General features: G+C 45.5%; 14 protein-coding genes. All 14 read right to left on the bottom strand.

Annotation, left to right across the window (positions count from 1 at the left end; translation table 11 throughout):
* Positions 1–25 precede the first annotated feature (25 nt).
* Positions 26–472, bottom strand: a complete 447-nt coding sequence (gene rpiB / locus ABES02_RS18575; protein WP_430138102.1) for a ribose 5-phosphate isomerase B — start codon at positions 470–472, stop codon at positions 26–28.
* Positions 473–570: 98 nt separating this feature from the next.
* Positions 571–1014 carry a low molecular weight protein arginine phosphatase gene (locus tag ABES02_RS18570; protein ID WP_430138099.1) on the bottom strand — a complete coding sequence of 148 codons (444 nt, stop codon included), beginning with the start codon at positions 1012–1014 and terminating at the stop codon, positions 571–573.
* Between the two features lie 353 nt (positions 1015–1367).
* Complete coding sequence (locus ABES02_RS18565) at positions 1368–1925, bottom strand: manganese efflux pump MntP family protein (protein ID WP_430138096.1); 558 nt, start codon at positions 1923–1925, stop codon at positions 1368–1370.
* 532 nt (positions 1926–2457) lie between these two features.
* Positions 2458–3501 (bottom strand): L-threonylcarbamoyladenylate synthase, encoded by a 1044-nt coding sequence (locus tag ABES02_RS18560; protein WP_430138094.1) that lies wholly within the window; start codon positions 3499–3501, stop codon positions 2458–2460.
* A gap of 184 nt (positions 3502–3685) precedes the next feature.
* On the bottom strand, positions 3686–4132 hold the full coding sequence (locus tag ABES02_RS18555) for a GNAT family N-acetyltransferase (RefSeq protein ID WP_430138091.1): 447 nt from the start codon (positions 4130–4132) through the stop codon (positions 3686–3688).
* 110 nt (positions 4133–4242) lie between these two features.
* Positions 4243–5157, bottom strand: a complete 915-nt coding sequence (gene spoIIR, locus ABES02_RS18550; RefSeq protein ID WP_430138088.1) for a stage II sporulation protein R — start codon at positions 5155–5157, stop codon at positions 4243–4245.
* Positions 5158–5250: 93 nt separating this feature from the next.
* Positions 5251–6114, bottom strand: a complete 864-nt coding sequence (prmC, locus tag ABES02_RS18545) for a peptide chain release factor N(5)-glutamine methyltransferase (protein WP_430138362.1) — start codon at positions 6112–6114, stop codon at positions 5251–5253.
* Entirely contained in the window at positions 6107–7180 is a 1074-nt protein-coding gene (gene prfA, locus ABES02_RS18540) for a peptide chain release factor 1 (RefSeq protein WP_430138085.1), read from the bottom strand. Before prfA ends, prmC begins: the two co-directional genes overlap by 8 nt.
* Before the next feature lie 111 nt (positions 7181–7291).
* Complete coding sequence (locus ABES02_RS18535) at positions 7292–7765, bottom strand: hypothetical protein (RefSeq protein WP_430138082.1); 474 nt, start codon at positions 7763–7765, stop codon at positions 7292–7294.
* 128 nt (positions 7766–7893) lie between these two features.
* Positions 7894–8505, bottom strand: coding sequence for a thymidine kinase (locus ABES02_RS18530; RefSeq protein WP_430138079.1), 612 nt, complete (start codon positions 8503–8505; stop codon positions 7894–7896).
* 123 nt (positions 8506–8628) lie between these two features.
* Positions 8629–8841 (bottom strand): 50S ribosomal protein L31, encoded by a 213-nt coding sequence (gene rpmE / locus ABES02_RS18525; RefSeq protein ID WP_430138076.1) that lies wholly within the window; start codon positions 8839–8841, stop codon positions 8629–8631.
* Positions 8842–9031: 190 nt separating this feature from the next.
* Entirely contained in the window at positions 9032–10297 is a 1266-nt protein-coding gene (rho, locus tag ABES02_RS18520) for a transcription termination factor Rho (RefSeq protein ID WP_430138073.1), read from the bottom strand.
* A 286-nt stretch (positions 10298–10583) separates the two neighbouring features.
* On the bottom strand, positions 10584–11546 hold the full coding sequence (gene glpX / locus ABES02_RS18515) for a class II fructose-bisphosphatase (protein WP_430138070.1): 963 nt from the start codon (positions 11544–11546) through the stop codon (positions 10584–10586).
* A 162-nt stretch (positions 11547–11708) separates the two neighbouring features.
* Positions 11709–12998, bottom strand: coding sequence for a UDP-N-acetylglucosamine 1-carboxyvinyltransferase (locus tag ABES02_RS18510; RefSeq protein ID WP_430138067.1), 1290 nt, complete (start codon positions 12996–12998; stop codon positions 11709–11711).
* Between the last annotated feature and the right edge of the window lie 151 nt (positions 12999–13149).

Raw genomic sequence — 13149 nt, 5'->3', positions numbered from 1 at the left:
CCTTTCTGGAAAAAAAGTTTTTACCTTACAGATGCTTATTTTCGTATTCCGTGATTTTACCGACACGACCAGCATGGCGTCCGCCTTCAAATTCACCCGTAAGCCAAATTTGCGCAATATCTCGGGCAAGTCCTGGACCAATAACACGTTCACCCATCGCAAGCATATTGGAATCATTATGTGCCCGTGTTGCTTTCGCACTGAACGTGTCATGTACAAGAGCACAGCGGACTCCTTTTACCTTGTTCGCGGCAATACTCATGCCAATTCCCGTTCCACAGATCAGGATCCCTCTGTCAAACTCGCCGCTAGCGACCTTTTCGGCAACAGGGAGCGCATAATCCGGATAATCAACAGATGTTTCACACTCACAGCCAAAATCCACATATTCTATTTTTAATTCATCAAGCAAATGGGCAATTTCCTTCCGAATATTAATCCCGCCATGATCCGATGCTAATGCTACTTTCACTTAAAAACCCTCCTAGAAAATCAACTCATCTTCTTTTAATTTTGACATACCGCCTGAAAAATATAAAGGAAAAAAGCCCTCTTTCGAAGAGAGCTTGCTTAAGATTTTATTTTTTCAATTGTTTTATCGATTAATTTTTCCAGTTCATAATAGGTTTGTTCGTATACGGCATAACTGCCACCGTATGGATCGCTGACATCATGATCGAATGATTCCCCGGTATATTCTTTCAGCGTAAACACCTTATCGAGCGAATGAGGATATTGCTGCTGGATGGCAAATTTGTGGATAGAGGTCATCGTTAAAATCAATTCCGCCCAATCTACCTCTTTTTTCGTTAATAATGTAGAACGGTGGTCATGCTCCAGCTTGTTGTTATCTAACACCTGTTTCGCATGCGCCGACGCCTCACTGCCATGGGCCGCGTAAATTCCCGCGGACCTGACTTCAATCCCATTGACCTTCTTATTTCTTAATATCACTTCCGCCATCGGACTTCGGCACGTATTCCCCGTACAAACAAACAAAATGCGCTGCACCATAAACGCCCCCTTCCTCCTATTATAAAACAAATCCCCACCATTCAAACCATGCCAAACGTCCATTTATGATTACTGGTGCCTGACACCGTTAACATTGTTATCCACTGACACGTTTGCACTTTCAATCGTTTTCCCTTAAATGACCATCGTTTGGTCGGTTACTTTTTCGAATAAATGGATTTCTGAGGCCGTTTCGGCTGGTGCTAGTACCGGAACTAATGAATAAGAGATTACGATCAGAGCCATACAAATTTTTTGGGCTGCACCTGCTGCCCCTCCTCTAAACTTAATAGATTCATATATTCTATAATTCTATCATATCGAGAAGGCAAACCTGATAATTTTTAGAAAAATTACCAAAATGACACGAGCAATTTTAAGCCAAAAGCCAGTAATATTGCACCGCCAAGCGCCTCGCTATAGGCCCCCATCCAGCCGCGGACCTTTCTTCCGAGCAGCAGTCCCGCCCATGTTTGCACGGTGGCAACAATTCCAAAGCATAATATCACCAAAATCGTCTTGGCGCCGTAGATACCTAAGGATAGGCCGACAGAAAAGCTGTCGAGACTGACACTTAACGCGAATAGGAGTAGGCCAAACCCTACAGGCGTCATAGCCCTTTCCTCACCCTTTTTAAGGCTTGCCCATATCATTTGCGCGCCTAATATGATTAAAAGTAAGCCGCCAATAAAGGTGGCAAAGGCTCCAAATTTAGCTGATAAAAATTTCCCTGCAACCAGGCCTAAAAGCGGCATCCATACATGGAATAAGCCGATTGTTATGCCAATTTCAATTATTTTTTTGAGCCGCAGTTTGTGCATCCCCATGCCGAGCGCGACCGAAAAGGCATCCATACCTAGTGCAAATGCCATTAATAGTAGTGTCACGATTTCTCCGAACATCTCCGACATCTGTCTTCGCCCCCTTGGACTAACTATTTCAGCATATGCACGTCCAAAATGTTTTAGAAGTCATGAGGTCGATTTGGATGCTTGGCTCGATTTGGGCGCCCCCCTTAATTATACGGAATCTCCCACTTGGGAATTCCCCTAAAGTATTTCAAAATGATGTCAGTAACAGAGAGCAGAAGGATATTCAGAGGGTTATGTGACCAAACTCAGCCCGGCTCACCTGGTTGGGTAACTTAGAGCGCGGCTACGTGACCCTACTTTGCCCGGAGCAGCGTATCGGGTAACGTAGTGCTCGGCTACGTGACCCTGCTTTGCCCGGAGCAGCGTATCGGGTAACGTAGAGCCCGTCTACGCGACCCAACTTTGCCCGGAGCAGCGTATTGGGTAACGTAAAGCCCCGCTATGTGACCGAACAGGGAGCAAATCTTTATTTTAGGTCACGTAGGAAACAGGAATATCAAAAATATTAGCCAACAAAAAAACACCCAATCCCACAATAGCAGGACAAGATGTTTTAATTGCGCCAGTCAGTCTATTCACTAATTATTTTATTCCCAGCAGCCTTCAAAAGGCGGTTCATGATCGCATGTCCCACGCCCTCATTCGGGAACATCTCGCTGAAAATAATATCGACCTTCATTTGATTAAAGCGGCGCAGCGTATCATACAGGGACGCCGCAACCGTCTCCAGCTCCGCTCTTCGTCCACAAGCGAGCACGACATCCGCATCAAACAGATCCTCACACTCTTCCGTCGTCAACACTCCGACCTTAAGCCCTTCCCGCTCCTTTTCCTCCACTATCCGTTGAAAAAATTCGCTGGTGCCTGACACCAAATAAAGTGGGGCATTGGGTGCGTAATGCTTGTATTTCATTCCCGGCGATTTTGGCCGCTCAGCCCCATCCATCAAAGCTGGATCCACCTGCACCTCGCCAATCACTGCCGCAAGCTGCTCTCTCGTCACCCCGCCCGGTCGCAAAATGACTGGAATACCATCCGTACAATCGACCACCGTTGATTCAACCCCAACTCCTGTCGCCCCTCCATCAACCACGCCGGCAATTTTCCCGTTTAAATCATCGAGAACATGCTCAGCACTCGTTGGGCTTGGCTTTCCAGAGCTGTTTGCACTGGGCGCCGCAATCGGCAACTCGCAAGCACGGAGCAGCGCCAGGGCCACCGGATGATCCGGCATCCTTACCGCCACAGTCCCTAGGCCTGCCGTAGCCTTTTCCGACAGAACGCCTTCCTTCTTTTTAAAAATAATCGTCAGCGGCCCCGGCCAAAACGCATCCATTAACCGCTCTGCCGTCAGAGGAATCTCCTTCACAAATCTATTAAGGTGTTCCCGATCCGCAATGTGAATAATTAACGGATTATCCCCAGGCCTGCCCTTTGCGGCAAAAATTTTCGCCACCGCTTCATCACTTTCGGCGTTGCCCCCTAAGCCATAAACCGTCTCCGTCGGCAAGGCCACCACTTCATTTTCCCGTAAAAAATTCGCTGCATCCACAATATGTGGATTACTTTCAAAGATATCCACAAACTTATCCACTTTCCAAACCTTCGTATTCATCATTATCCACCTTTATCAGAAACGAGTCTTTTATCGAAATTTGACGAAAAACGGCGATTAGACTCATATTTTTCACCTAGTACGTTTGAAAGTATAAAAGAAGGAGTGGATAAATACAAGTTTTATCCACAAATTGTGTATAAGTTTCCGAAAATAGTGGATAACTTTGTGGATATATCCACAACTATAAAGAAAATTTTAAAAATAACGAGTTATCCACATTTAAAACGTGTCGAATATGTTTTGAGCCGTAAAATTCCTCTGGCAAATCGCCCCGCCCGATTCTCTGAAAGCCCATTAATTCAAAAAACGGCAAGGTCGCACTCTTATTTGTTGCCAAAAATAGACTTTGCATTCCTTTTTCTTTCGCCAATTGCACCATCTGATCAAACAAAACGAAAATTTCCTTTTGTGCTTGTCCAGGCGTAACAACCAGCGAGCGCAGCATACCGAAATTCGTGTAAGCCTCCATGCCAAGCGTGCCCTGAAGCGCGCCCTCCTCGTCTTCTAGCAATAAAAAGCAACCCATCGATTCCTCATTTACTCCATCCGTCCCAAGATTCGCCCTCTCCAAAAACTCTCTCAACTTACCGAGGTCCTCTTTACCAGCCTTGCGAATGAATGTTGCCATCCCTATCCACCTCTTTTAATGATTTCCTACTCTATGAATATTAAAAAGGTAGAAAAAATAGAACCAGCAAATCTATTAAAAAAACCAGTCCCATTTTTGGAACTGGCAGTTTAATCAAATAGCTTTTCCCACATCTCAACGACGAAGAATTTCACTTTTACTGGTTGTTCGTCCTCTGCTGTGTACACTGGTTTTTTGTGTGTTTCTTTTTCCTGTACAGGCTCTTCAACAGCTTGTTCAGCCAAATCTCTTTCATACACAGGCTCTTCAACAGCTTGTTCAGCAAATTCTTTTTCCTGCTTCGCTAAAGCGTAATTTTCCACAACGTTTGCTGATTTATCCACAGTCTCTTTCACTTTTACTTGTTTTCTAACAGGTCGATCGGTTGCTACGTGTTTCTTTACCGTTGTAACTTCTGAATCGACTTTCACTTTTGCTGCTTTTTCCGTTACCGATTCCACTTCCACATCAGTAACCGTTTGCGCTTCTACCTTTTCTTTCTCATCAAAACCCTTGCTTACCGCAACCCCATTTGAAAAATCCAGAAAGCATAACGGCGGGTACAACACGCACCACCAATTCGCTCCTTCACCTTTACCTAACGTAATCAAAATCGCTTGATATTCTCCCGCAGGATATAAAAACTGACCGTAGAGCTTTGTCGGGAACTGAACCTTGCCAAATTCCACTTTCACCGACTGGTCTGAACCCTGCTCCGCGACAACCTTCTCCGCAATCGCTTGAATCTCTGGCAGCTTCGCGTTGATAACCGTTCTTGCTTTTTCCATCGACGTTAAATCCTGCACCCAAAGGGTAATCTGCGCATTCACCGCGTCGCGCACCTTCCGCTTAATCGCCTGATCCTTCTCAAAATCACTATTCGCTAAGATGCGGAGGCGAATCGCTTCCCCTGGAATTACAATCGATTCCTTCTGTGCAGCTTCCGTCTTCGGCATATATAAATTCAACATTGTTCCCAATGATAAAACCACTAAGTAAGCCCAAACCACCATTTTGCTTCTCACTCTCAGCACCGTCCCTTCGTTATCCTCATTGTGGACAGAAACCAAGAATCTTAAACTAGTAAATTTTAATATAGTAAAAAAGACCCCGGAGCCCTACTCTCCGAAGCCAATTTCCGCAAACACCATCCGGTCCTTGCCGTTTATATCATTCACAATTTCAACCTTAACTTCTTCAAAGGCCTTTTGAAAAAGCTCCGCTACCGCTTCGCCCTGACCGGCCCCAATTTCGAAACATACCAACGCGCGCGGCGCGAGTACCTCAGGCAGCTCGTGCATGAATCGGCGATAAAAATCAAGTCCATCCTCGCCGGCAAACAAAGCCCGGTGCGGTTCATGCTCCGTGACCACCTCGGACATCGTCACGATATCGCCCGTCGGAATATAGGGCGGATTGGAAATCACGACATCAAACGTGCCGCCAATAAAAGGCTTTAACAAATCCCCTTGAACGAATTCGACTTCCGCGTTTAACAGGCGGGCGTTTTCTTTTGCGACTTTCAAGGATTCTTCCGCAATATCAGACGCAAATACCTTTAAGTTTGGCTGTTCCAGCTTCAAGCTAATCGCAATCGCTCCGCTGCCGGTGCCGATATCAACAAGCTTAATTTCGGTTTGCCCCTGGAACATCCGCTCGATTCTCTCCAGCGTTCCATGAACAAGTTCCTCCGTTTCCGGCCTCGGAATCAACACCTCTTCATTCACTAGGAACGTCCGACCATAAAACTCTTCGGAACCGATGATATACTGAATCGGTACACCTTCGATATGCTCCTGAACGGCTTTCTCAAAGCGGGTCAAAACTTCCTGCTCTAAAACGTCATGCATACTAGCAAACAACTGCGACCGCGACATCCCCGTGAAATGTCTCAGCAGCAATTCCCCTGCATTCTCATCCCGATTGGCTTTTATTAAAAAAGAAGAAGCCCATTTAAGAGCTTCAAATACTTTTTTACTCATTGGAGGCCTCTTCCAATCTTTTCGCTTGATCATCCATAATCAACGCATCGATGATTTCATCAAGCTTGCCTTCTAATATTTGGTCGAGCTTCTGAATCGTTAAACCAATGCGGTGGTCCGTCACGCGGTTTTGCGGGAAGTTGTAGGTACGAATCCGCTCAGAACGGTCGCCCGTACCAACCGCAGATTTACGCACTTGATCATATTCCGCTTGCGCTTCCTGTTGGAACTTATCGTACACACGTGCACGTAATACCTTCATCGCTTTGTCTTTGTTTTTATGCTGAGATTTCTCATCCTGACACGATACCACGATTCCCGTTGGAATGTGCGTTAAACGAACGGCTGACATCGTTGTATTAACGGACTGTCCGCCAGCGCCGCTGGAGGCAAACGCATCAAAACGAATATCTTTATCGTGGATTTCAATCTCCACTTCTTCTGCTTCCGGCAAACAAACAACCGTTGCGGTTGAAGTATGAATGCGTCCGCCTGATTCCGTTTCCGGAACACGTTGCACACGATGCGCACCATTTTCAAATTTCAATTTGGAGTAAGCACCCGTACCATTAATCATAAAGCTGATTTCTTTGTAGCCGCCAAGACCTGTTGGGTTGGCATCAATCAAATCTGTCTTCCAGCCCTGCGCTTCTGCATAACGGCTATACATACGATAAAGCGAACCCGCAAACAACGCTGCCTCATCTCCGCCAGCTGCACCGCGGATTTCGAAGATAACGTTTTTATCATCGTTCGGGTCCTTCGGAATAAGAAGAATCTTCATTTTTGCTTCTAATTCTTCGATTTGGGCTTCAAGCTCACTAACTTCTTCCTTCACCATTTCACGCATGTCGGCATCAAGCTTGTCATCAAGCATTACCTTTGCGTCCTGAAGCTGTTCGCGAGCCTCTTTGTATTGGCGGTACGTTTGCACAGTTTCTTGTATGTCAGATTGTTCTTTTGAATATTCACGTAGTTTTTTTGAATCATTAATAATTTCCGGATCGCTTAAAAGTTCATTTAATCTTTCATAGCGATCTTCAACGGATTGAAGACGATCAAACAAGTTATTCACCTCGAGTTTTAGTCCATAACATTCTAATTATAGTATAGGCATTAACCTCCGTCAAAACCAATTTTTCCATACAAAAAAAACATGCCCTGTAAACAGAGCATGTTATCTTCTATCTTCCTTCACTCGAACTTCAATATTGTAACGCGGTAAGGCCTGAACAAGCTTGCGATGGAGGCGCGCTTCGGCGTCGATTCTTTCTCTGTCTGTGAGCATACCTTTTTTATAAGCAGACACCCACATTCGGTCGCCATTCATCCAAACGGAATCGATGACAAACTCGTCCGTTCCGTTAACAACCTTTTTAGCCTTGTCGACATCACTGCCATTATTTATGCCGTCATATTCCGCTCGATCTCCCGACCTGTTTAGGTTAAGAAAGTTGGGATTTCGATCGGTAATGTCATCTTCCACAACATCGCGCTCGACTCCATTATTACGATTCGACATAAAATTAGGAGTTGTTTTGTCTTTTCGCAGGTCAAAAGCAGAATTGTTGGCGTCATCATCGCGATTACTCTGACAGCCGCTCAACGTGAAAAGCATTAATACTGAGAGAAACATCCACTTTTTCAGCATAAAACACCTCCCAGTACTATCATGCCCGGTATTCTGATTGACTGAACAAGTGAATTCTTTCCAGACTTAAGTTTATCTTACACCACAAAAAACTGCCCGAGAATCTTCCCAGACAGTTATGTATCAAACTAAACTTCCTGCTCAACAACCGAGCGGTAGGATGCTGTTTTTGGCACTTCATGATGGTGACGGCAGCGAGGCTCGTACGCTTCTGACGCACCCACTAAGATTATCGGGTCATGATATGAGGCAGGACGTCCGTCAATCAGGCGCTGCGTCCTGCTCGAAGGTGAACCACAAACCGTACAAACAGCCTGAAGCTTTGTCACTGTTTCCGCAATTGCCATCAACTCTGGCATCTGCCCGAACGGCTCGCCGCGGAAATCCATGTCAAGACCGGCGCAAACAACGCGGTGGCCGCTGTCAGCCAGCTGCTGCACAACGCGTACAATACCTTCATCAAAAAACTGAACCTCATCTATCGCGATAATGTCCATATCCGCTTCAACATGATGAAGAATCTCGATCGAATGGGAAATGGGCTTCGCATGAAAAGAAGAGCCATTATGGGATACCACAGATTGTTCACTGTAGCGATTATCAATTTTTGGTTTAAACACAGCTATTTTTTGTTTGGCAAATTGAGCCCGCCGAACCCGACGAATCAATTCCTCCGACTTCCCAGAAAACATACTGCCGCAGATAACCTCAACCCATCCGCTTTGCTTCATTAAATACATAAACGGCGTCTCCTTCCACTAAACGAACCCTGATTCAAGAACTTATTTATAGTAAAAAACGTTAATTTTTTCAAATAAAAAACAGGCAAGTCAATGTTTCCTCTTGCCTGTTCTGGGCGATTATTATTGCTGTTGAGTCTTAATTCCGTATTTTTTGTTGAAACGGTCAACACGTCCGCCAGCTTCAGCGAATTTTTGACGTCCAGTATAGAATGGATGACATTCTGAACAAGTTTCAACGCGAATTTCTTTCTTAACAGAACCAGTTTCAAATGTGTTACCACATGCGCATGTCACCGTTACTGTTTTATAATTTGGATGAATTCCTGCTTTCATTCTTTTCATCTCCTTCCGCCCTGAATCTTTCGAAACAGAGTTATATAAATGCCTGTCTGAAAAACAAGCATGAAATACTAAAAACACACTGGACCCATTATAACAAGGGTACCCCACTTTTGCAAGTTGGGATTTTTTTGAAAAAGGAACTCTAGCCAGTGACTAAACCAGGCTAGCCCCTCTATTCAGACTAGGAACGGCGTGACTTCAGTTCCTCATTCAGCTGCGCGAAGAACTCTTCGTTCGATTTTGTCTGTCTTAATTTTTTCAAGAAGCGTTCCGCAAAATCCGGGGAATCGGACATCGACTTACGAATCGCCCATAATTTATCAAGATGATCCTTCGGAATAAGCAATTCTTCCTTACGCGTTCCAGAACGGCGGATATCAAGCGCAGGGAAAATACGGCGCTCAGCAAGCTGACGGTCAAGATGCAGCTCCATATTGCCTGTCCCTTTAAATTCCTCATAAATGACATCATCCATACGGGAACCTGTATCCACAAGAGCCGTAGCAAGAATCGTCAAACTGCCGCCCTCTTCAATATTACGGGCCGCGCCGAAGAATCGCTTCGGACGGTGGAACGCTGCTGGGTCAATACCACCAGACAAAGTACGTCCGCTTGGCGGAATCACGAGGTTATAAGCACGTGCCAGACGTGTAATACTATCCATCAAAATCACGACATCACGTTTGTGCTCTACTAAACGCATCGCACGGTCAAGCACAAGCTCCGCGACCTTAATATGATTTTCCGGTACTTCATCAAACGTTGAGCTGACGACATCACCCGCAACAGAACGCTCGATATCGGTAACCTCTTCCGGACGCTCATCAATCAATAGCACGATTAATTCCACATCAGGATGGTTCGTCGTAATGCTGTTAGCAATTTCTTTTAACAGCATCGTTTTACCTGCTTTAGGAGGTGCGACAATCAGACCCCTTTGGCCAAAACCAACCGGTGCGACAACATCCATAATTCTTGTTGAAAGATGCTTTTGAGTCGTTTCCAACTTCATTTGTCGATCTGGATACAATGGTGTTAACGCAGGGAAATAGACACGTTCTTTCGCCGATTCTGGATCTTCGCCATTTACCGCTTCCACATGCAATAAGCCGTAATAGCGTTCATTTTCCTTTGGCGGACGAACCTTACCAGAAACCTTGTCCCCGTTGCGCAGGTCAAAACGGCGGATTTGTGAGGCGGAAATATAAATATCCTCTGAACTTGGCGAATAGTTAATCGGACGTAAGAAACCAAAACCTTCCGACTGAATGATTTCGAGTACGCCTTCCATGAAGAAATAGCCCTGCTGCTCGGCACGGGATTTTAAAATCGCAAATATTAATTCTTTTTTTGTTAATTTGCTGTAATAGGTCACTTTATATTCGCGCGCAAGCTCATAAAGCTCCTTCAGCTTCATATTTTCTAAACTAGAAATTGTTAAGTCCATTAGTACACCACACTTTAAAATTTTTCCTTCGAATCCGCTCTTTCTTTTTGTAAAGAAAAGTCAATAGGTAATTAAGAGAATAGAGGAATTGAAATAGAAGTAGAATTGAAATGAATAGATTTGCAGAAAACAATAAAAAACAATATCTATTTTACCCCCTATATAAAAAAATAATCAACTAGATTTTTTTCGATCTTCAGTTGGAAATTTTTCCCGGAAGGATTCCTCTTGGAGTTGTAGGAGTTTGGGGGACTAGCCGTCGGCTAATCCCCCTTTATATCTATCTTTATTTAATAACTAGATTTGGCTTCTTTTTCAAGCTGTGACGGCCTTCAATGAAGCGAACGGTGCCGGATTTGGCACGCATAACAATCGAGTGTGTCGATGCATGTGATCCTTTGAATTGAACACCGCGCAATAATTCGCCGTCCGTTACGCCGGTTGCAGTAAAAATGGCGTCGTCACCCTTGACGAGATCCTCCATGCGGAGCACACGGTTAACATCTAAGCCCATTTTAATGCAGCGCTCAAGCTCGGCATCGTTTTGCGGCAGAAGTTTACCCATGATTTCGCCGCCGAGGCATTTCAGCGCCACCGCCGAAATAACGCCCTCTGGTGCACCGCCAGAGCCAAACAGGATATCGACACCGGTATCGTCGAATGCTGTATTGATGGCACCAGCGACGTCACCATCATTAATCAGCTTAATCCTTGCGCCTGCTTCACGAAGCTGGGCAATGATGTGCTCGTGGCGCGGACGGTTCAATACCGTCGCAACGACATCTTGAATATCCTTATTTTTCGCTTTGGCAACAGCTTTAAGGTTGTCCAATACCGAAGCATTGATATCAATCAAGCCAACCGCTTCTGGGCCAACTGCAATTTTTTCCATGTACATATCCGGTGCATGAAGAAGGTTTCCATGATCGGCAACCGCTAGAACAGCCAAAGCGTTCCAGCCGCCAGAAGCTAAAATATTGGTGCCTTCGAGCGGGTCAACAGCCACATCAACGCGCGGACCGTAGCCGGTTCCGAGCTTTTCGCCGATGTAGAGCATTGGAGCTTCATCCATTTCCCCTTCACCAATGACAACGGTACCTTTCATTGGAACAGTGTCGAATACATCGCGCATTGCTGATGTGGCTGCACCGTCGGCTTCATCCTTTTTCCCGCGGCCCATCCAGCGAGCAGATGCAAGTGCTGCTCCTTCTGTGACGCGGACAAGTTCCATCGTTAAGCTTCTTTCCATGAATTCCATCCCCCGTTTTCTCGTTATATAAATTCGATTACTGTCTAGCTACAGCGCCTAGGGGCTCGAGGTCATAAGCCAATCCGTCGAGAAGGTTAAAAAGCAACCTTCACGCCGGCTCGTCTTATGCTTGTCGCCCCTGGACAAGGCGCTTCCGCTTTTCTAAGTATTTTTCAATTGTTCTACTTCTTCTTTTGTTAAAGATTCACGCCATACTGTAGCGCCCAGGCCATTTAATTTTTCAACTAGGCTTGAGTAGCCGCGATCAATGTGCTCAAGGCCGGTTACTTCGGTAATTCCTTCTGCCATGAGCCCGGCAATGAAGAGAGCCGCTCCAGCACGGAGATCACTTGCTTTCACTTTCGCCCCCTGCAGCTGAACAGGGCCGTTAATAATCGCCGAGCGCCCTTCGACCTTAATATTGGCGTTCATTCTTCTCAATTCATCAATATGCTTAAAGCGAGCCCCGTAAATGGTATCGGTGACGACACTTGAGCCTGTAGCTTTTGTCAAAAGAGTTGTAAATGGCTGCTGCAGGTCGGTTGGGAAACCAGGATAGACGAGCGTTTTGATATCAACGGCCTTGAGCTTCGCAACCCCGCCGTCGACAAACACCTGATCGTTACCTGACTCGATATAAACGCCCATTTCGCGCAGTTTGGCAATCAACGATTCTAAGTGCTGCGGGATGACATTGTCGATGAGGACACCTTCACCAACGGCAGCCCCTAAAATCATATACGTTCCTGCTTCAATTCGGTCAGGAATAATCGTATGGCGGCAGCCGTGCAGGGTTTCGACCCCATCAATTCGGATAACATCAGTTCCGGCACCTTTAATTTTCGCCCCCATGTTCGTTAACAGGGTAGCTACATCAATAATCTCCGGCTCTTTTGCGGCATTTTCAATGACCGTCCGGCCTTTTGCTCTGACCGCAGCCAGCATTATATTAATGGTGGCACCAACACTGACGACATCGAGGTAGATTCGTGCACCGCGAAGCTCATCGGCCCGCAAATAAATCGCCCCTTGTTCGTTTGTGATTTGTGCACCCAGTGCTTCAAAGCCTTTAATATGCTGATCTATCGGTCTAGGTCCTAGATGGCAGCCCCCCGGCAAGCCGATGACCGCCTTTTTAAAGCGCCCGAGCATTGCACCCATTAAATAATAAGAGGCCCGCAGTTTCTTAACTTTTCCGTTTGGTAGTGGCATCGAAATCATTTTTGATGGATCAACGGTCATTTCATCATTCGATATTTCTACGCTGCCGCCAATTTCTTCAAGCAAATCCTTTAAGATTTCCACGTCCGAAATTTCTGGCAAGCCTTCGATTGTCACTGGTGATTCTGCTAAAATGGTAGCGGGAATTAAGGCAACGGCACTATTTTTAGCTCCGCTAATTCGAACCGTTCCCTTTAGTGGATATCCCCCGGCAATTTTAAGTTTTTCCATTTTCGACTCCCTTCTAAGCTTAAAAGTCTTCGCATCTAAAGAGCTGTTTTCCGAATGCGCTTACACTCATTTATAAAAAAACATCTTTATTAGCGAAATAGGCTCAAGGTATATTTTTCCAACATAAAAAGTCAAATTCCGACAGCTTGTC

It is taken from the genome of Neobacillus pocheonensis (assembly GCF_050477905.1).
Lineage (GTDB): Bacteria > Bacillota > Bacilli > Bacillales > Cytobacillaceae > Neobacillus > Neobacillus pocheonensis_A.
This window is presented reverse-complemented; position numbering and strand designations above follow the sequence as displayed.

Bases quoted from the DNA above. Each gene is read 5' to 3' on its own strand.
- ABES02_RS18510 (WP_430138067.1), bottom strand. From the start codon at position 12,998: ATGGAAAAACTTAAAATTGCCGGGGGATATCCACTAAAGGGAACGGTT.
- ABES02_RS18555 (WP_430138091.1), bottom strand. From the start codon at position 4,132: ATGGCAACATTCATTCGCAAGGCTGGTAAAGAGGACCTCGGTAAGTTG.
- ABES02_RS18560 (WP_430138094.1), bottom strand. From the start codon at position 3,501: ATGAATACGAAGGTTTGGAAAGTGGATAAGTTTGTGGATATCTTTGAA.
- ABES02_RS18565 (WP_430138096.1), bottom strand. From the start codon at position 1,925: ATGTCGGAGATGTTCGGAGAAATCGTGACACTACTATTAATGGCATTT.
- prmC (WP_430138362.1), bottom strand. From the start codon at position 6,114: ATGAGTAAAAAAGTATTTGAAGCTCTTAAATGGGCTTCTTCTTTTTTA.
- ABES02_RS18530 (WP_430138079.1), bottom strand. From the start codon at position 8,505: ATGTATTTAATGAAGCAAAGCGGATGGGTTGAGGTTATCTGCGGCAGT.
- ABES02_RS18535 (WP_430138082.1), bottom strand. From the start codon at position 7,765: ATGCTGAAAAAGTGGATGTTTCTCTCAGTATTAATGCTTTTCACGTTG.
- ABES02_RS18570 (WP_430138099.1), bottom strand. From the start codon at position 1,014: ATGGTGCAGCGCATTTTGTTTGTTTGTACGGGGAATACGTGCCGAAGT.
- rpmE (WP_430138076.1), bottom strand. From the start codon at position 8,841: ATGAAAGCAGGAATTCATCCAAATTATAAAACAGTAACGGTGACATGC.
- rho (WP_430138073.1), bottom strand. From the start codon at position 10,297: ATGGACTTAACAATTTCTAGTTTAGAAAATATGAAGCTGAAGGAGCTT.
- glpX (WP_430138070.1), bottom strand. From the start codon at position 11,546: ATGGAAAGAAGCTTAACGATGGAACTTGTCCGCGTCACAGAAGGAGCA.